This window comes from Cypionkella sp. (genome assembly GCF_030652235.1).
Classification (GTDB): domain Bacteria; phylum Pseudomonadota; class Alphaproteobacteria; order Rhodobacterales; family Rhodobacteraceae; genus Cypionkella.
Genome location: NZ_JAUSBA010000028.1, coordinates 1 through 17,501 on the forward strand (window position 1 = coordinate 1; position 17,501 = coordinate 17,501).

The window sequence follows — 17,501 nt, forward strand, 5'->3', positions numbered from 1 at the left end:
CTGCGCAGCCCCGGTGATCATGTTTTTCACATAATCCGCGTGGCCGGGGCAGTCGACGTGAGCGTAGTGGCGGGCTTCGGTTTCGTACTCAACGTGAGCGGTCGAAATCGTGATGCCACGCGCGCGCTCTTCCGGCGCACCATCGATTTGATCGTAGGCGCGGAATTCACCAAAATATTTGGTGATCGCTGCCGTCAAAGTGGTCTTGCCGTGGTCAACGTGGCCAATCGTGCCGATGTTGACGTGCGGTTTGTTCCGTTCAAACTTTGCCTTTGCCATGGTCGGGGCGCCCTATCTTTGCGGGCCCATCAGCAGGCCCAATCTACACGGGCGGGCACTTAACCGTCTGACAGCGGGAAATCAAGGGGCCGAGCATGCAGCGCGCGCACATCAGGCCCAGATCAGGGGGGGCCTTGCCCGAAACCCTAAGGGGCGAGTTTGACGCGTCCGGCTTTGATCGCGGGGCTGTCGGCGGCGACGATGGCGTTGTCGCGCGGCGACAGACGCACCAGCACATTCTGCGCAAAGCCTGCAATCGTTTCGCGATAGTCGTTCTGGGCACTGGGGGCCACCGCCGCGCCAATCGGCCCGCCGATACGGACGCGTTGCGACGTGGCGAAAACCTTGGTCGGTGTCACGATCTGCCGACCCGTCTTAGCATCCGTCACGGTCAGCGTGCCCTTCACATAGCTTGCCCCGCCCAACATCATTTCCTGCATCCGCGACATCAGCCGCACCTCTGTCACTGTTACCCTTACATCGGCATTGCCCTGCGGGGTCGGCAGCAACTTGCGCGCCAAGGCCTGCGTCAGATCGGCATTGATCCGCGCGGGCGGCACATCAAACGCCAGCTTGCGCCCGGCCACGCCAGCGATCGCTGCGGTATCGACGGTAACGTTGCGCACCACAAGATTGGCCGCCGCCTGATCCTCCAGCATCTGCGGCGCAGTACAGCCCAGCAGGGCCAACATGCTCAGCAGGGCAAGAGCAAGACGCATGGTTATGGTGTGCCTGTTCTGGGAACGGTTTTGCTTGGCACGGGCAGGGTAAGCAGGGGTTTAACGGGCGTCGCCAGAGGCGTCTCAGCGGGGGTTGTCACCGCCGGGGTCACACCAGCAGGTGTCATTGCCGCAGCCGGGGTAGCCGCCGCCTTGCCCTTTGGCGGCAGCCCGAACCATTCAGGATTGTCCAGCAGCCATTTCTCCACCGATTTCGCGGCGTTATAGGACAGGATCTCCATCTGCTTTTTCTTGTTCTGCGTCACACCCGAGCCGATGACCGTTTCCGGTGACATATGCTCGAAAATGGTCAACTGCTTGCCCTCGGGGTTCAGCTTTTTGCGCGCGGCGTCGTCCCAGATGTTGGCCGTCACAACCAGCACCGATTTCGGTTTCAGCACCAATGGCACGCCCGGAGGCGCCAGCGCATAGCCGTCAATCGAGATTCCGATGTTATAAAGCTTGTCGCCCTCATAGCGGCCAAAGCGGTCATCCACCGCTTTCTTCATGGCCGCTTCCCAGTCTTCTTTGCTGGCATTGCGCGAGATCGGTACCTTTTGCACGTTATCCGCGACGGCAATATTCAGACCAAGCCGAAAATCCCCCAACGGCACCGGCGGTTCTTTCAGATCATTGGTCTGGCAGGCGGCCAGCGCGGTCAGACCCAGCCCAAAAGCAAGCAAACGAAGCACACGCATGAACGATTCCCTTTGGGGCAGATGGCATTGTTTTTTGGGATAGCGGGGCTTGGCGTGCAAAGCAACCTAGAGCACGCGGGCGGCCCCCCCGACCCGCACGCCATCCCCGCTTTGCCCGGTCACGGTGACGTGAAGCCGCGAGGGCGCACCCATATCCTCACCCTGCCGGATGGTGAAGCTGCCCGGCCCCCGGCCCAGATCGACCAACAAGCCGCCCAAGGCCGCCGCCGCCGCACCCGTGGCAGGGTCTTCCACCACGCCCCCCACCGCGAAAGCATTGCGGGCAACGAATGTGTCGGCATCTTCACGGTACAGCAAGCTGATCGTGGTCAGACCCTCGCGCTGCATCAGGGCCAGCATCGGCGCAAAGTCGTAGTGCATGGCGGCAAGGGTTGCGCGATTGTGCAGCGCCAGTATGGCATGGGTGGCCCCGGCATGGGCCAGATGCGGCGGCAGGCTGGGGTCAAGATCGACCTCGGTCAGTCCAAACTGCCGCAGCAGCTCGGTCTGCAACGCCGCAGGCATTGGTTTAGACCATGCGGGCGGTGAGGTCAGCACCGCCTGCCAGCCCGCATCGGTCAGTGTGGCCTCCACCGAAATCCGCGCTTGTGACAGTTGCAGAGCATAGCGCCCCGCGCCAAACCTCTGCCCCAAAGCACAGCCCAGCGCGATGGTGGCATGGCCGCAAAATGGCACCTCGGCTTGCGGCGCAAAATACCGCACCTGCCACAGATCGCCGTCACGCGCGGCAAATACGGTTTCGGAATAACCAACCTCGCGCGCCACCCTTTGCATCTCGGCCCGAGAAGGCAAGACATCGCCAATCACCACCCCCGCCGGGTTTCCGCCTTGATCCCCCAAAGCAAAGGCTGCAATCCGCTCTATCTGCATCACGTCCTCCATTTACGCCCACGCGTGTGTCGCCTTTGATCGGCCAACGCCGCCCCGGACCTGATCCGGGGCGGCGGGGGATAATCCAGATACGTCAGATCATCCGCGACACGCTCTCACTGCCAGATGCCTTCTGTCCTGACAAATTCCGATTTGTGGGCCCAGCGATCATGCGCCCGAATGTCCTCTTTGCCGCCAGCCACCCCCGACCTATCTTAGCGCTAAAGGAGCGCCCCATGCCTCATCCCGTCCGCGTCCCGCTGCACAGCACGCCGCTTGGTATTCTAGGCTCGCTCAAAGCCGCGCGGCGCAATGTGCTGGAACTGATCCCCGAAGCCGCCACCCATGCACCGATCCTGTCCGGCACAACAGGCAAGCGCTGGCACATGGTGATGGCGCCCGAGGCGCTGCGCCATATTCTGCGCGACCGGGTGAATGATTACCCCAAATCGCTGGTGACCAAACTGATCCTCGGCCCTGCGATCGGCGAAAGCCTGTTTGTCGCGGAAGGCGAGCATTGGATGTGGCAGCGCCGCGCAGCCGCCCCGGTCTTCACCCACCGCAATGTAGCCTCCCTCGCCCCGGTGATGACCCATGCCGCCGAACGCTCGGCCGCCCGCATTGCCGCCAGTCTGGGCCGGGGGGCCGATATGTTCGCCGAGATGGTCACCGCCACCTTCGAGGTGATTTCCGACGTGACCTTCTCGGGCGGGGCCGGCTTTGACCGCGCCTCTGTCCACAAAGCGATTGAAACCTACATCGGCCAGACCGCGAAAATCTCGTTGTTGGATATCCTCGGCGCCCCGGCTTGGGTGCCGCGCCCCGGTCGGATGATTGCCAGCAGTGGCATCCGCGATATGAAGCGCGTCGCCGACCTAGCCATCGACCAGCGCCGCAGTGATGGCGCGAAACCCACGCCTGACCTGCTCGACCTATTGCTGAAAGCCGAAGACCCCACCAGCCAGCGCCAGATGTCCACGGCAGAACTTCGCGACAACCTGCTGACCTTTATCGTCGCGGGCCACGAGACCACTGCCCTTACCCTGTCTTGGGCACTTTACCTCTGCGCCTTCGCCCCCGAGATCCAAGCCGCAGCCCGCGCCGAGGCGCAAGCCACCTTGGGCGACAGGGCCGCCACCGTCGCCGATATCGCAAACCTCCCCCTCACCCGCCGCATCGTCGATGAAGCTTTGCGAATGTATCCCCCCGCCGCTTTCCTGTCGCGCACGGCACAGACAGCCGATACCCTGCTGGGCCGCGAAGTCCGCAAGGGCGATACCGTGATCCTGCCGATCTACGCCCTGCACCGCCATCACGCTTTGTGGAAAGACCCCGACGCTTTCAACCCCGCCCGCTTTGCCGACCCGAAAGCCATTGATCGCTTCGCCTACCTGCCGTTCGGTGACGGCCCGCGCATCTGCATCGGCGCATCTTTCGCGCTGCAAGAGGCGGTGATCATCCTCGCCACCCTGCTCGCCCGCTTCAAATTCAGCCGCATCCCCGGCCGCGACCCCAAGCCGGTGATGATCCTGACCCTGCGCCCCGAAGGTGGCGTTTGGCTGCACGTCGACGCCGCTTGAAATCGGGGCTCGAAAACGGGCCTTGAGGCTTGCCAAGCCCACCCCCCACCGCGATAGGTTCCGCGTACCCGCCAAAAGCCGCGTTGAAACCGTCACTGGTTGCCCTGTGCACCACGACGGCGAAGGCGCCGGACATCACCTGCAACCTGATCGGAGGCTGATATGCAACCCGAAGCCATGGCCCTGCACATGGGCCTAGACCTGCCCGATTTCGACAAGATGGGCTATTACGGTGCCGACTATGGCACCATGAAACCCTATCACCGCATTGGGTCGCTGTTGTTCCTATCGGGTCATGTCGCCCAAATCGGCACCCAGATCACCCACAAAGGCCGCCTTGGCCAGAACCTCACCACCGAACAAGGCTACGCTGCCGCCCGCCAAACCGGGCTGAACGTGCTGGGCGGCATCCGGCAGGCGGTCGGATCATTGGACAGAGTGAAATCCATCGTCCGTACGCTGAATTTTGTGGTCTGCACCCCCGAATACGAAGACGTTCACAAAGTCTCCTCCGGGATGTCTGATCTGTTCGTCGAGGTGTTTGGCCGCGACATCGGCCTAGGCGGTCGCGCCACCATCGGCATCATGGCGCTTGCGAATGGCGTGTGTTTTGAGACTTGGGCGACGGTCGAAATCGCCGATTAAAGCCTCACGCCTTATCGCGCACCTTCATCGCGTTGTTCAGCCCCTGAAACACCTCAAACCGCCCGGTCTTGCGCAGCAAATCCGAAAGCTTGGCCGAACCATAAGACCGTGGATCAAAGTCGGGATGCAGTTGCGTAATCACCTGCCCCAACTGCCCCAATGAATAATCATCTTGATCCGGGTCGATCTTTTTCATCGCATCGCTGATCAGGGGAATAGCCTGCGCCGCCGATTGCTTGCCCGCAGCCTGAGGCTCGCGCGCGGCATCCGGCTTGCCGGGCTTAGCCTCCAGCACCTCAGCCCCACTGTCGATATTCTCGATAAACACAAACCGATTGCAGACCTTCCGCAGCGAATCCGGCGTCTTAGACTCGCCGATTCCAATCACCTGCAAGCCATCTTCGCGGATACGGCTGGCCAATCGGGTGAAATCGCTGTCCGACGACACCAGCACAAAGCCATCGACTTTTCCGGCGTGCAGAATATCCATCGCGTCAATCACCAGACCAATATCCGATGCATTCTTGCCCTTGGTGTTGGCCGATTGCTGATGCATCACCAGCCCCAAATCCCGCGCGGCCTCTTTCCACTGCGTCAAAGCCTGAGACGACCAATCGCCATAAACCCGCCGCAGGGATGGATCACCAAAGCTTGCAATCTCATCCAAAATCGCCACCGCATGACGTGCGGGCACGTTATCGGCGTCAATCAAAACCGCCAACCGCGGCGTCCGTCCGGCAATCGTCGTCATATTGGCAGACATAAGACCCTCGCTTTTCCCTTGGTGATGCCCGAAAAACCCGCAGACCGATAGAGCAAACCGCCAAACCCAATTCGGTAAAACTTGGCTAAAATTCTCAGCCTCTGCGCTCAAATATCCCACGGCGGAATCCGCAATGCGGACGGGGGTGTGAAACCCCGTGTTTGCGCCCTATATCGCGCCAAAACATCTATATGTAGTGGCGCGCCCAACTCAAAGCACAAACGCCTCCCAGCTGGGAACACCGTCTCAGCACACAACCTCAATCAAAAACGGCCCCCGGCGTTCCATCGCGCCCGCAAACGCAGTCACAAATTCATCTGCCGTCACCGCCCGCACCGCAGCCACCCCATGCCCCTGCGCCAAAGCCACCCAATCCAAACTCGGCTCCACCATATCAAACATCCGGTTCACATTGCGGCCCACATCGGCGACGCCGACATTCACCAACTCGCCATGTAAAATCTTGTAAGTGCGGTTGGCAAAAATCACCACGCAAACGTCCAAGCCCTCGCGCGCCATCGTCCACAAAGATTGCAGCGTATACATCGCCGAGCCATCGCCCGACAAAGCCAGCACCTTGCGATCGGGGCAAGCCACCGCCGCCCCCACCGCCGCAGGCAGGCATTGCCCAATCGCCCCCCCCATCGTCACCAGCACATCATGGCCACGCGCGCCGACCATCGGCAGACCCACCGGCTGACCCGAGGTGATTGCCTCATTCACCACAACCGTGTCTTCCGGCATCAGATGCGCCATCGCTTGGCCCACCTTCTCAAGGCTCATTGCCCCCGTGGGCAGCGCAGGCAGGTCCAACAGCTGAAACGCCTCCCCCGGCAGATCATGCAAAACCCCCAACGCCTTCGCAATCTCTTGCAAGGTCCAAGCGTAATCCATGTCGATAGAACACAGCTCAATCACCCGGCACTCCGGCGATTCCGGCAGGCTCGGCTTGCCCGGATAGGCAAAAAACGCGGTGGGGCGCTGGGTGCCGCACAACACCAGCACCGACTTATCCGCAAGCAGGCCGACATTGGTATCCACCTCATAAGCCAGCCGCTGCATCTTCACCGACCCCGCCCCCCGGCGCGACCGCGCCGAGAAGAATGGCGCCATCAGCGTGCAGCCCGAAGCCCGCGCAATCCGCGCCGCCATCTGCCCCAGATCGGTATAAAGCGCCGCGCCATCGACCATCAGCGCAGCCCCCGGCACCTGCAAAGCCCGCGCCGCCGCCGCTACATCCGCCGCCCGAGGTCGCCGCAACGCAGGCGCCGCCGCAGCCACCACAGGCCCCACAGCCTCTTCCCAAGCCGTATTGGCCGGCAGGATCAACGTCGCAATTTGCCCATTGGCGGACCGTGCCGCCTGCACCGCCGCCGCGCCATCCACCGCCACATCCGGCGCTGATGCCGAAACCCGCGTCCAATGCGAAATTGCCTGCGAAATCCCCACCGTATCGCCCTTCAACGGGCTTTCATGCTTCAGATGATAGCTCGCGTGATCGCCCATCACGTTGACGATGCCCGACTGCGCCTTGCGGGCATTGTGCAGGTTGGCAAAGGCATTGCCAAAGCCGGGGGCCAAATGCAGCAGGGTCGCCGCCACCCGCCCCGACATCCGGTAATAGCCGTCCGCGGCCCCGGATACCCCGCCTTCAAACAAACACAGGATACAGCGCATTTCGGGATGCCGATCCAGCGCCGCCACAAAATGCATCTCGGATGTCCCCGGATTGGCAAAGCAAACCTCTACCTTTGAGGCCAGCAGCGTCTTCACCAGACTTTCGGCACCGTTCATCGTGATCCTCCCTATGCTGCGGCAAGTCTGCAAGTGCAGGCGGGCAGGTTCAACCCGCCGTTAGACGATCAGCGCCACCGCCTGCGCGCCCAAGCTCGCCAAGGCCTGATCCGGCGCGATCCCCAGCAATAACCCACGCTGGCCTGCGTTGATCCAGACCTTTTCTGCGCCACAGACCGAGGCTTCCATCGCCACCGGCACCGCCCGCTTCGACCCAAACGGAGAAATCCCGCCCACCCGATACCCGGTCAGCTTCTCGGCTTTGGCAGGCGGCATCATCGCCGCTGCCTTGCCGTGGAAAGCCGCAGCAACCTTTTTCATCGACAACTGCCGATCCGACGGGATCACGCAGCAGGCGGGCTTGCCGTCAACCTCAACCATCAGGGTTTTCAAGGTCAGGGTTGGGTCCAACCCCAACGCAGCAGCGGCGGCGAGGCCAACCGCCTCGGCATCCGGATCATAGCTGTAGGGGTGCAGGGTGAAGGCGATCCCTTTGCTTTCCAGAAACTTCACCCCCAGAGTCGCCGCCATCCGCTTGCCTCAGGTCAGGAGTTTGGCAGCGTTGTGCAGGACCGAGCGCCCAGAAATACCGCCGCTTTGTGGATCACATCCGGATCGCCGGTCAGAAAAAATCTGCCCCCGGAAATCCTGCCCTGCAACTGCGGCTCGGCCACCAGCGCATCACAGACAAAGATCGAGATGGTCCGCCCCTGCGGACCTTGGGTAAAATCGGAAAGCGGTGCCAGCCAATCCGGCGTCACCGTCACTTCCAGCGCATCCTGATTGTTGAAATCCTTGATCACGCGTGCGCTCGCAATCGCGTCGGGCGGCAGATCAAACACCTGATTGCTCAGCACGAACCGCACAAAGCCTTCCCCGTCGGCGAAAACGGGAAAGGCCGTCAGCAAGGCGGCGGTCAGGGCAAGGACGATTGATCTCAACGCCTTGCCCATTTCGATCAATACACCACCACCGCGCGGATGCTTTCACCCGAGTGCATCAGATCAAAGCCCTTGTTGATGTCCTCCAGCGGCAGAATATGGGTGATCAGGCTGTCGATCTCGATCTTGCCGTCCATGTACCAATCGACGATTTTCGGCACATCCGTCCGCCCCCGCGCGCCACCAAAGGCAGTGCCTTTCCAGACCCGGCCTGTCACCAATTGGAACGGACGGGTTTCGATCACAGCCCCCGCAGGTGCCACGCCGATGATGATCGACTGACCCCAGCCGCGATGGGTGCATTCCAGCGCATCGCGCATGACTTTGACATTGCCGGTGCAATCAAACGAGTAATCCGCGCCACCAATCTTATCAATCGGCGTCTTGGTCAGATCGACAATCGCCTGCACCACCGAGCCTTCGATCTCTTTCGGGTTGATGAAATGCGTCATCCCGAATTTCTCGCCCCATGCCTTCTTGTCGTTGTTCAGATCGACGCCGATGATCATCCGCGCACCGGCCATTTTCAGACCCTGAATGACGTTCAGACCAATGCCGCCCAGACCAAAGACCACAGCAGTGGCGTCATGTTCAACCTTGGCAGTGTTCAGAACCGCGCCGATGCCGGTGGTCACCCCACAGCCAATGTAGCAGATTTTGTCAAACGGCGCGTCCTCGCGGACTTTGGCAAGGGCGATTTCCGGCACAACCGTGTGGTTGGCGAAGGTCGAACACCCCATGTAATGATAGATCGGGGTGCCATCCAACATCGAAAACCGCGAAGTGCCATCCGGCATCAAACCCTGTCCTTGGGTGGTGCGAATGGCGGTGCAAAGGTTGGTCTTGCGCGATAGACACGACGGGCACTCACGGCACTCTGGCGTGTACAACGGGATAACGTGATCGCCGACCTTCAACGAGGTGACACCGGGACCGATGGCGATGACCACACCCGCGCCCTCATGGCCCAAGATCGCCGGGAACAGACCTTCGGGGTCGGCACCCGACAGTGTGAATTCGTCGGTGTGGCAGATGCCAGTGGCCTTGATTTCGACCAGAACTTCGCCGTGCTTGGGATCGGCAAGGTTCACCTCCATGATGACAAGCGGTTTGCCTGCGGCTAAGGCTACGGCTGCACGGGTGCGCATGGGGGGTCCTCCGAGGGGTTTTATAGCAGATGAATTTCGCGCCAAACTGGGCCAACCGGCGAAAAATTGCAACGCTGGAAACGACCTGTTTCGGCATGTTGCCGCTTTGGTGGTTGCTGCCACGGCGCGGGGCGGGCTAAGACTGCAGCAGAATTTGTAGGAAGTTCCACGCGCGCATGGTTGCCTTGTTTTCCCCTTTGATGCGTCGGAACATGCTGGGTGTTCTGGCTGCGGCCTTCCTCGCGGCTTGCGCTATGACCGGGCAAATGCGGATGGGGCCAGTGGCTAAAATGCTGAAACCGCAGCCGGATCTGTGTGGCGCTGCGGCGCTGATCGACGTGGTGGGGCAGCCGTTTACCCTGCTTGCCGATCATCCGCTGGTAGGTCCGCTGCGGATATTGTGGCCTGGGCAAGAAATCACCGATGAGGTGGTGCCCGACCGGCTGAATGCAGAAGTGACTAACGATCAGCTGATCCTTCGGCTATCCTGTGGGTAGCCAAAACAAAGGTGACCCAATGCGTTTCTCGCCCCTGCTGCTTGTCCTGCCCCTTGCCTTGATCGGCTGCGTGCCTGAACCCGCCCCGCCGGTGACCGACCCCACGCCGATGGAAGACGCCTGTGGCGCCAGTGGCTTGCAGAATTTGGTCGGCCAAAGTGCGAAAAAGCTGGAGGTGATGCGCTTCGCCCATACGGTGCGGATCATCCGCCCCGGCATGGCGGTGACAATGGATTATTCCGCCGAGCGGCTGAACATCGAGATCAATGCAGCCGAGGTGATCAGTCGCGTCAGCTGCGGCTGAACGCTCTGGCCACAGGCGTTGTGCTGCGGCCAGAAGGATTTGCGGCTCAGTTGGTCGCGACGCGGAAGGTGGTGTGGCAATCCTTGCAAGCGCCGCCAATCGCGCCCATTCCGGCCTTGATGCCGTCTGCCGAGGCCACATCCAGCGCCGTGGCCGCCGCGTTTAACGCGGTGGCTTTGGCGACAAAATCATCCCAGCTGGTCCAGATTTCAGGCTTGGCCTCCGAGGCCGGATCACTGCCTGCCTTCTCAAACTTGACATGAATATCGGCGGAACCCGCGACCAATGTGGCCTTGGCAGCTTCGGCGGCAGTGGCATCATAAGCGACTTCGCCCGAGGCCATGCCGCCCAAGGCTTTGGCGGCACCGCCAAAGGATTTCATCAGATCCTTCTGGGCAATCACCAAGGGATCGGTGGCCTCAACTTCAGCAAAGGCGATGCCGGCGAAAAGGGTCAATGCGGTGGCGAGGACTTTGGTGATTAAACGCATGAGAAAACTCCTGGTTGGGGCTGGGAGGTTCAGTATAGCCGAAGCTTTGCAGACCGGAACAGACTTTGGTCTGATTGGGTGGGCATCAGGGTTGCGGCTCTGACCGGGAAACAGGAGCCGCCTCGGGGCCCATCGAGGGCCCGCTCGGCGGCGCTGCCGGGGGATGGATTGGACGCCGTGCACGGGCTGCGGCGTTGAATTTGAGTATTTGTCAAAGAGCAAATCCCGTTAGCGAAGCGTTAATCCAAATCGGCGAGAGTACAGCCACGGTACAGGGAGGAGTCCCGATGACCGTAAAGAGCAAGTCGCCCCGGCCCGCCTGCATAGCTTCCAGCGGATCGGACCGGTGCCGCGTGGCCGGGGCGCGATCTATGCATTGCTCTTTTGCAAATACTCAAATGCAACCTTCCCGCCCTCACGCGGCTTGGCAGCCCTCCCCGGCAGCGCCGCCGAGTGGGGGCTCGATGCCCCCCGAGGCGGCAACCCGGCTCAGATCAGCGCAGGGCTTGCAGGATCTCCAGGCTCGGGAAGCCGTCCGGCACCAGCCCATGCGCGCGCTGGAAGGCTTTCACCGCCGCGACGGTCAGCGGGCCGATCTTGCCATCGGCGGTGCCTGCGTAGACGCCCGCGATGAGCAGCAGCGATTGCATTTCGCGGCGCTCCTCCAGTGTCAGCGCGCGCAGGTCGCGCGGCCAAGTTGCTTTGAACGCAGCAACGCCAGCGATGCGGTCGGCGAGATGGCCGACGGCGATCACATAGGAATCCGCCTTGTTATAGGCCTCAATCGCGGCAAAGTTGTCGTAGACCAGAAACGCTGGTCCGCGCGCGCCTGCAGGCAGCAGCAGCGCGGCCCAGCCTGTGGCGGGCAAGGCCGTGGCATCTGGCCGCGTCACGCCCATTTCCGCCCAAGTGCTCAGCGGTTTTTGCGTGCGATCCCCGGCCAAGCCATAGTCAAAGCCTGCGGGCAAGCCGACTTCATCGCCCCAGCGTGCACCCTTTTTCCAGCCTGCGTTGGCGAGGTAGGCGGCGGTCGAGGCCAAGGCATCTGCCGGATCATCGCGCCAAACATCCGGCTTGCCGGGGCCGTCAAACATCACCGCCAGCTTTAGATAAGACGATGGCATGAACTGGGTATGCCCCATCGCCCCGGCCCAAGACCCGAGCATCGCCGCGGGCTTCACCACACCCGACTGCAGGATTTGCAGGGCGGCGATCAGTTCGGCCTCAAAGAACGCCCCGCGCCTTGTGTCATAAGCCAGCGTCGCCAAAGCGCTAGGCGTGTCGATGTCGCCGCGCACCAGACCATAGGCGCTCTCCAACCCCCAGATCGCCAGAACCACATGCTTGTCCACGCCATAGCGCGCTTCGATCTGATCGAGCAGCGCCGCGTGGAATTTGAGGGCCTTTTGACCCGCCGCAATGCGATCTTCCGACACCGCTTTGTCGATGTAATCCCAGATTGTCTTGGTGAACTCATCCTGCTTGCGGTCGCGCTCGATCACAGTGGGCAGAAAATGCACCCCGGCCATCGCCTGATCGAATGTCGCCGCAGAAATCCCCGCCGCCAAGGCCCGGCCGCGAAATCCGGTGATCCATGCCTGCAGTCCGGCCTCGCTGCCCTTCTCGATCACGTCGCTTGCCCCTGCACCTAGCCCCGAATTCACAGATTCCTCCGCCATATCCTGCGCAGCGGCAGCGCTTGAGCCCAAAGCAAGCGCCAGCACGGCAATGCGGAAATATCGGATCAACGGGGCACCTGTTTTGCGTGACCGCCAGAGTACTGGCGGCCACAGCGGGTGCAAGCACCCATTCCGCTTCAGGCGGCGATAGGCTTTAAGGGGCCTGCGGGTCGGTTCACAAAACATTCTGGTTTTGACGTTTTATTGAAGCGGCGGGAAGGCTTACCGCCGCTTGCGCAGGATCTTGCGTTTTGTCGCAGTCTCTTTCGCGGCGAACTTGCCCGGCTTGCGCGGCTGAGACCGCCCCGGTCTTGCCCGCCCCGTCGGCAGGGTTGCACCGTCGATGTTCAAGAGGTCGAGCACAATCCCCCCGGTCATCGGCGTGGCTTCTGCCAAGCGCACCGTGACGCGCAGGCCGATGCCGATCTCGATGCCGGTATCGCTGCCGATCAGCATTTGCCGCTCGGGGTCGTAATGGAAATACTCGCGCCCAACCGAGCGGATTGGCACCAGCCCATCCGCGCCTGTCTCGTCCAACTTCACAAACAGCCCGAAACGCTGCACACCCGAAATCCGGCCCGCGAATTCATTGCCGACCCGTTCCGACAGGAAAGCCGCGAGGTAACGGTCATTGGTGTCGCGCTCTGCCACCATCGAGCGCCGCTCGGTATCGGAAATCAGCTTGGCGGTTTCATCCAGATTTTCCACATCCCAAGCCGACAGCCCATCATCGCCCCAAGCGTGACCCGAAATCAAAGCCCGATGCACGATCAGATCGGAATACCGCCGGATCGGTGAGGTGAAATGCGCGTAATTGCGCAAAGCCAGCCCAAAATGCCCGAAATTCGCAGCATTATAATAGGCTTGCGTCATCGAGCGCAGGGTCGATATGTTCATCAACTCGTCAAATTCGGTGCCCTGCGCCTGCGCCAGCAGTCGATTGAGATGCTGGGTTTTCAGCACCTGACCCTTGGCGAGGGTAAACCCCGAAGCCTCGGCCACCTCACGCAAACTTTCCAGCTTATCTGGCGAGGGTTCCTCATGAACGCGGAACAGCAGGGGCCGTTTCATCCCGACCAATTCCTCAGCCGCAGAGACATTGGCGAGGATCATACATTCCTCGATCAGCTTATGCGCATCGAAGCGGGCCTTGAAGGCGACCGAAATCACCTTGCCCTCGTCCGACAACTCAATCTTCCGCTCGGGCAGTTCCAGATCCAGCGGCCCGCGCAACGCACGCGCGGTTTTCAGCGCATCATAGGCGGCGTAAAGCGTGGTCAGCACGGGCAGCAGCGGTTCGGTCACCGCATCAGGCCGCCCGTCGATGGCGTCTTGCACTTGGCCGTAATGCAACGAGCCTTGCGAGCGCATCAGACCACGGGTGAAACGGTGGCTCAGCTTCTGGCCATGCGCGTCGATCCGCATCTGCACCGCCAGACACGCGCGGTCGACATGCTCGTGCAAGCTGCACAAATCACCCGACAGCACGTCGGGCAACATCGGCACCACACGGTCGGGGAAATAGGTCGAGTTGCCGCGCTTGCGGGCTTCCCGGTCCAGCGCGGAATTCGGGCGGACATAATAGGCGACATCGGCGATCGCGACCCAGACGAAGAAGCCGCCGGGGTTTTTCGGGTCAGCATCCGCTTCGGCAAAAACCGCATCGTCGCGGTCGCGGGCGTCAATCGGGTCGATGGTCAGCAACGGCAACAGCCGCAGGTCTTCGCGTTTGCCCAAGGGTGCTGGCTGCGCCGCATCGGCCTCGGCAATCACCACATCGGGGAATTGATCGGGGATGCCGTGCTGATGGATCGCAATCAGGCTGACCGCACGCGGGCCATTCGGGTCGCCCAAGCGGGCGGTGATGCGGGCTTGCGGCAGGCCAAGCCGCTTTGGCCCCACCTGTTCCGCCTCAACCAACTCGCCATCGCGGGCATCAAAGGTATGATCGCGCGCAACTTTCCATTCTTTATCGACGCCCTTGTCGATCGGGATAATCCGGCCGCCCTCGGCATTAGAACGGAACACCCCCAGCAGTTTCAGCGGGTTCGAGCCCAAAGCCCGGATCAACCGCGCCTGATAGCCGTAATCCTGCCCGCCCACCGGCGTCAGCCGCGCAAGGATCTTCATCCCCCCCGCCAAAGCCACATCGCCCTTTTGCGGCATGATCAGAATACGCGGCGGGGTGTCGCCCGCATCCGCCTCTAACGGCTGTGCAAACAGATCGCCGTTGCTGTCGGGCGGCAGCACCAGCAGCACCGACACCGGCGGCAAAGCGCCGGGTTCGCGGTAGCTGCGGGCTTTCTTCTCGATGCCACCCTCGGCCTCAAGTTCCTGCAGCATCCGCTTCAGATCAATCCGCGCATCGCCTTTGATGCCAAACGCCTTGGCAAGGTCGCGCTTTCCGGTCAGGCCGGGGTTCTCGGTGATCCATTGGCGGATCTGGTCTTTTGTGGGCAAGTTGTTCATCCTCTGCCCCTAGCACGAGATCGCCTGCGCCGAAAGACCGCCGTTATACGACAGCCCGCGCTCCGGCAGCTTTACCCGCCCAGCGCCCGGTTGCGGCAACCCCGGTCAGCAGATAGCCCCCGGTCGGGGCCTCCCAATCCAGCATCTCGCCACATACGAACATGCCGGGAATGGCTTTCAATTCCAACCCCTCGGTCACAGCCGATTGCTGAACGCCGCCTGCCACCGAAATCGCCTCATCCAAAGGCCGAGGCCCGATCAGCTTCATCGGCAGGGATTTGACGGCGGCGACCGTCTCCAGTCCGCGGCCAAATTCCATCACCAAGCCGACAGCCGCAGGTGACAGACCCAGCTTGCGCAAACGGTTGGCAAGGGATTCCCCCGGTTTCATCCGCGACAACCGCGCCGCAATCTCGTCGCCTGAAACATCTGCCATCAGGTCCAACCGCAAAGCCGCGCCTTCGCGCAAGGCACGGCTGACCGCATAAACCCCACCGCCCTCAATGCCTTTGGCGGAAATCACAAACTCGCCACGCTCGCGTTCTTCGCCGACCAGCAAGGCTGCGCCCTTGATCGCTGTGCCGAAGAACTTCGCCATATGCGGCGTCCACGCCACGGCAAAGCCCATATTCGCAGGCTGCCAAGGCGCAATCTCGACGCCCTTCGCCGCCAGCCACGGCACCCAAGCCGCATCCGACCCCAGCCGCGCCCAGGATGCCCCACCCAAGGCCAGAACCGTTACCGCAGGCCGCAACACCTGCGCGCCCTCGGGCGTCTCAAACGCCAGCCCATCGCCGTCAAACCCCGCCCAGCGCCAACGGCTGCGCAGTTCCACCCCCGCGCCCTCCAGCCGCTTCAACCATGCCCGCAGCACAGGCGAGGCTTTCATTGACCGCGGGAAAACCCGCCCGGTTGACCCCGTAAACACCTCTTGCCCCAAGGCGCGCGCCCAGATGATCATCTCACGTGGACCAAATTCCGCCAGCATCGGGCGCAGCCATTCATTGCGATATTCGGCGATGAAGGACGAACGGTCCTCGTCCTTGGTGATGTTCAGGCCAGACTTGCCCGCCATCAGGAACTTGCGCGCCGGGCTGGGTTTGGCCTCACACACCACCACCTTATGCCCCGCCCGCGCGAGTTCTTCCGCAGCCATCAAGCCCGCAGGGCCAGCCCCAATCACCAAAGCATCCATCAGATCATTCCTTTGGGCATTGCGCCCTTAATTTCCGCATTCTTGATTTCAACGACGCGATGCGGGTAAGGCATCGCAATTCCTTCGGCTTTCAGCGCGTTCCAGATTGCGAACAACACCACCGAGCCATATTTGTTCTTGCCATCGTCTATACCGTTCACCCAGTATTCCACCGCGAAATCGACGCTGCTTTCGCCAAAGCCGCGCAATTCGCAATCCGGGCCGTCGGGCTGGGTCAACACAAACGGCAGCGCCTGCACCGCGCGTTCAATCACGTCCGGCACACGGTTGATATCGGTGTCATAGCCCACCGAGAACAAAGCCTCATAGCGGTTGGCACTGCCCGCGTCCGAGTAATTCACCACCCGCGTGGTGACGAAATGCTCGTTCGGTACCACGATCCACTTGCCGTCAAACGTCTCTAGCACACAAGCCCGCGCGGTCATCTTGACAATGGTGCCCTTCTCGCCGCCATCGAGTTCAACATAATCGCCCACCGTGGTCTGGCCTTCGATCAGCAGGATGATGCCCGAGACGAAATTTGCCGCGATCTGCTGCAGGCCGAGGCCGATCCCCACACCCAACGCACCGCCCAACAAGGCCACAGCGGTCAGATCAATCCCCATGATGCTCATCAGCAAAAGGAACGCCGCGCCGAAAATAGCCACCTCGGTTGCCTTCACCGCCAATTCGCGGGTTGCCGGGCGCAGTTCTTCCTGTTTTTTGATGTAATCGGCGGATTGCCGGTTCGACCACGACCCCAGCCAGAACAACAACCCGCCCGCAATCACCCCCCGGATCAACGCCATCACCGAAAACCGGATATTGCCCAGCGCAATGATGGTTTCTTCCAACCGCAGCGCGATATCATCCAGCAGGCCCACGGCATACAGCGCCGCCACGGGGACAAGCACATATTTGCCCAGCAGTTTCAGGAACGGATCGCGCAGCACATGTTGCACGAACAACCGCGCGGCAAGGAAGAAGAACACCCGCTTGCCGAATGCGATCACATCGCCCGACCCGAAGATCGAGCGCGTGACTTCCTCGCCCGCTGCCGTAAAGCCATAGGCCAGCACAGGCATCAGCAATGGCAAAAACCGCAGCGCAAAGCGCAGGGTGGCGGCGATCAGCGTGTCTTTGTCACCGGGGTCCAGCAACCGCCGCGCCAAGGGGGCGATGCGGCGCGAGGCATAGACCGCACCCAACACCGCCAAAGCCAGCAGCGCAAACTGTGACCAAGCGGCAGGCGACAACAGCCAGCCTGCAGCGATGTCGCCGGCCTGATTAAGCCAGCCCATCAGGTTGGTGGCAAATTCCGACTGCTTCTCCATACCGCCCCCCCTTTCCAGCCTCTCCAGTGTCAAAGAAACTTGGGTAAAACAAGCCTGCCTGAATGTGCCGCGGAT

18 protein-coding genes are annotated in these 17,501 nt (G+C 61.6%); 4 read left to right on the plus strand and 14 right to left on the minus strand.

All coding sequences use genetic code 11. The features are described from left to right. The 4 genes from Q7V03_RS08760 to Q7V03_RS08775 all read right to left on the minus strand — a co-directional run. A partial coding sequence (locus Q7V03_RS08760; protein ID WP_304925221.1) for a GTP-binding protein occupies positions 1–279 on the minus strand: 279 nt, incomplete at its 3' end. Between the two features lie 146 nt (positions 280–425). Then, entirely contained in the window at positions 426–998 is a 573-nt protein-coding gene (locus tag Q7V03_RS08765) for a hypothetical protein (RefSeq protein ID WP_304925222.1), read from the minus strand. Between the two features lie 2 nt (positions 999–1,000). Beyond that, positions 1,001–1,696, minus strand: coding sequence for a hypothetical protein (locus tag Q7V03_RS08770; RefSeq protein ID WP_304925223.1), 696 nt, complete (start codon positions 1,694–1,696; stop codon positions 1,001–1,003). Positions 1,697–1,762: 66 nt separating this feature from the next. After that, on the minus strand, positions 1,763–2,587 hold the full coding sequence (locus Q7V03_RS08775; RefSeq protein WP_304925224.1) for a PhzF family phenazine biosynthesis protein: 825 nt from the start codon (positions 2,585–2,587) through the stop codon (positions 1,763–1,765). A gap of 236 nt (positions 2,588–2,823) precedes the next feature. Between Q7V03_RS08775 and Q7V03_RS08780 the strand changes: the two genes are divergently transcribed. Beyond that, positions 2,824–4,167, plus strand: a complete 1,344-nt coding sequence (locus Q7V03_RS08780; RefSeq protein ID WP_304925225.1) for a cytochrome P450 — start codon at positions 2,824–2,826, stop codon at positions 4,165–4,167. A 162-nt stretch (positions 4,168–4,329) separates the two neighbouring features. Then, the gene (locus tag Q7V03_RS08785; RefSeq protein ID WP_304925226.1) at positions 4,330–4,812 is read left to right on the plus strand and encodes a RidA family protein; all 483 of its coding nucleotides are present in this window, start codon (positions 4,330–4,332) and stop codon (positions 4,810–4,812) included. 4 nt (positions 4,813–4,816) lie between these two features. Here Q7V03_RS08785 and Q7V03_RS08790 read toward each other — a convergent pair whose 3' ends face one another. The 5 genes from Q7V03_RS08790 to Q7V03_RS08810 form a co-directional block, all read right to left on the minus strand. Further along, a complete protein-coding gene (locus tag Q7V03_RS08790; RefSeq protein ID WP_304925227.1) occupies positions 4,817–5,575 on the minus strand; it encodes an NYN domain-containing protein in 759 nt (252 codons plus the stop codon). A 246-nt stretch (positions 5,576–5,821) separates the two neighbouring features. Further along, on the minus strand, positions 5,822–7,369 hold the full coding sequence (locus tag Q7V03_RS08795) for an acetolactate synthase large subunit (RefSeq protein ID WP_304925228.1): 1,548 nt from the start codon (positions 7,367–7,369) through the stop codon (positions 5,822–5,824). Between the two features lie 60 nt (positions 7,370–7,429). Continuing rightward, the gene (locus tag Q7V03_RS08800; RefSeq protein WP_304925229.1) at positions 7,430–7,900 is read right to left on the minus strand and encodes a YbaK/EbsC family protein; all 471 of its coding nucleotides are present in this window, start codon (positions 7,898–7,900) and stop codon (positions 7,430–7,432) included. 14 nt (positions 7,901–7,914) lie between these two features. Further along, positions 7,915–8,310: a hypothetical protein gene (locus tag Q7V03_RS08805; RefSeq protein ID WP_304925230.1), complete on the minus strand. Its 396-nt coding sequence runs from the start codon at positions 8,308–8,310 to the stop codon at positions 7,915–7,917. A gap of 17 nt (positions 8,311–8,327) precedes the next feature. Further along, on the minus strand, positions 8,328–9,458 hold the full coding sequence (locus Q7V03_RS08810; RefSeq protein WP_304925231.1) for an S-(hydroxymethyl)glutathione dehydrogenase/class III alcohol dehydrogenase: 1,131 nt from the start codon (positions 9,456–9,458) through the stop codon (positions 8,328–8,330). A 212-nt stretch (positions 9,459–9,670) separates the two neighbouring features. Between Q7V03_RS08810 and Q7V03_RS08815 the strand changes: the two genes are divergently transcribed. Both Q7V03_RS08815 and Q7V03_RS08820 read left to right on the plus strand, forming a co-directional pair. Next, positions 9,671–9,955, plus strand: coding sequence for an I78 family peptidase inhibitor (locus Q7V03_RS08815; RefSeq protein ID WP_304925232.1), 285 nt, complete (start codon positions 9,671–9,673; stop codon positions 9,953–9,955). Between the two features lie 19 nt (positions 9,956–9,974). Beyond that, positions 9,975–10,259 (plus strand): I78 family peptidase inhibitor, encoded by a 285-nt coding sequence (locus tag Q7V03_RS08820; protein ID WP_304925233.1) that lies wholly within the window; start codon positions 9,975–9,977, stop codon positions 10,257–10,259. Positions 10,260–10,305: 46 nt separating this feature from the next. Here the strand turns inward: Q7V03_RS08820 and Q7V03_RS08825 are convergent, their stop codons facing one another. The 5 genes from Q7V03_RS08825 to Q7V03_RS08845 all read right to left on the minus strand — a co-directional run bounded on the left by Q7V03_RS08825 (position 10,306) and on the right by Q7V03_RS08845 (position 17,426). Further along, positions 10,306–10,749 (minus strand): cytochrome c, encoded by a 444-nt coding sequence (locus Q7V03_RS08825; protein ID WP_304925234.1) that lies wholly within the window; start codon positions 10,747–10,749, stop codon positions 10,306–10,308. 494 nt (positions 10,750–11,243) lie between these two features. Then, the gene (locus tag Q7V03_RS08830; protein ID WP_370651092.1) at positions 11,244–12,479 is read right to left on the minus strand and encodes a lytic murein transglycosylase; all 1,236 of its coding nucleotides are present in this window, start codon (positions 12,477–12,479) and stop codon (positions 11,244–11,246) included. 171 nt (positions 12,480–12,650) lie between these two features. Further along, entirely contained in the window at positions 12,651–14,897 is a 2,247-nt protein-coding gene (gene rnr, locus Q7V03_RS08835; RefSeq protein ID WP_304925236.1) for a ribonuclease R, read from the minus strand. A gap of 43 nt (positions 14,898–14,940) precedes the next feature. Further along, positions 14,941–16,092: a TIGR03862 family flavoprotein gene (locus Q7V03_RS08840; protein WP_304925237.1), complete on the minus strand. Its 1,152-nt coding sequence runs from the start codon at positions 16,090–16,092 to the stop codon at positions 14,941–14,943. After that, on the minus strand, positions 16,092–17,426 hold the full coding sequence (locus Q7V03_RS08845; protein ID WP_304925238.1) for a mechanosensitive ion channel family protein: 1,335 nt from the start codon (positions 17,424–17,426) through the stop codon (positions 16,092–16,094). The genes Q7V03_RS08840 and Q7V03_RS08845 overlap by 1 nt, the downstream gene beginning before the upstream one ends. Positions 17,427–17,501: the final 75 nt, after the last annotated feature.

What these genes read in the sequence shown, in the direction of transcription:
- Q7V03_RS08765 (WP_304925222.1), bottom strand. Translation starts at nt 998, where the DNA reads ATGCGTCTTGCTCTTGCCCTGCTGAGCATGTTGGCCCTGCTGGGCTGT.
- Q7V03_RS08770 (WP_304925223.1), bottom strand. Translation starts at nt 1,696, where the DNA reads ATGCGTGTGCTTCGTTTGCTTGCTTTTGGGCTGGGTCTGACCGCGCTG.
- Q7V03_RS08775 (WP_304925224.1), bottom strand. Translation starts at nt 2,587, where the DNA reads ATGCAGATAGAGCGGATTGCAGCCTTTGCTTTGGGGGATCAAGGCGGA.
- Q7V03_RS08780 (WP_304925225.1), top strand. Translation starts at nt 2,824, where the DNA reads ATGCCTCATCCCGTCCGCGTCCCGCTGCACAGCACGCCGCTTGGTATT.
- Q7V03_RS08785 (WP_304925226.1), top strand. Translation starts at nt 4,330, where the DNA reads ATGCAACCCGAAGCCATGGCCCTGCACATGGGCCTAGACCTGCCCGAT.
- Q7V03_RS08790 (WP_304925227.1), bottom strand. Translation starts at nt 5,575, where the DNA reads ATGTCTGCCAATATGACGACGATTGCCGGACGGACGCCGCGGTTGGCG.
- Q7V03_RS08795 (WP_304925228.1), bottom strand. Translation starts at nt 7,369, where the DNA reads ATGAACGGTGCCGAAAGTCTGGTGAAGACGCTGCTGGCCTCAAAGGTA.
- Q7V03_RS08800 (WP_304925229.1), bottom strand. Translation starts at nt 7,900, where the DNA reads ATGGCGGCGACTCTGGGGGTGAAGTTTCTGGAAAGCAAAGGGATCGCC.
- Q7V03_RS08810 (WP_304925231.1), bottom strand. Translation starts at nt 9,458, where the DNA reads ATGCGCACCCGTGCAGCCGTAGCCTTAGCCGCAGGCAAACCGCTTGTC.
- Q7V03_RS08815 (WP_304925232.1), top strand. Translation starts at nt 9,671, where the DNA reads ATGCTGGGTGTTCTGGCTGCGGCCTTCCTCGCGGCTTGCGCTATGACC.
- Q7V03_RS08820 (WP_304925233.1), top strand. Translation starts at nt 9,975, where the DNA reads ATGCGTTTCTCGCCCCTGCTGCTTGTCCTGCCCCTTGCCTTGATCGGC.
- Q7V03_RS08825 (WP_304925234.1), bottom strand. Translation starts at nt 10,749, where the DNA reads ATGCGTTTAATCACCAAAGTCCTCGCCACCGCATTGACCCTTTTCGCC.
- rnr (WP_304925236.1), bottom strand. Translation starts at nt 14,897, where the DNA reads ATGAACAACTTGCCCACAAAAGACCAGATCCGCCAATGGATCACCGAG.
- Q7V03_RS08840 (WP_304925237.1), bottom strand. Translation starts at nt 16,092, where the DNA reads ATGGATGCTTTGGTGATTGGGGCTGGCCCTGCGGGCTTGATGGCTGCG.
- Q7V03_RS08845 (WP_304925238.1), bottom strand. Translation starts at nt 17,426, where the DNA reads ATGGAGAAGCAGTCGGAATTTGCCACCAACCTGATGGGCTGGCTTAAT.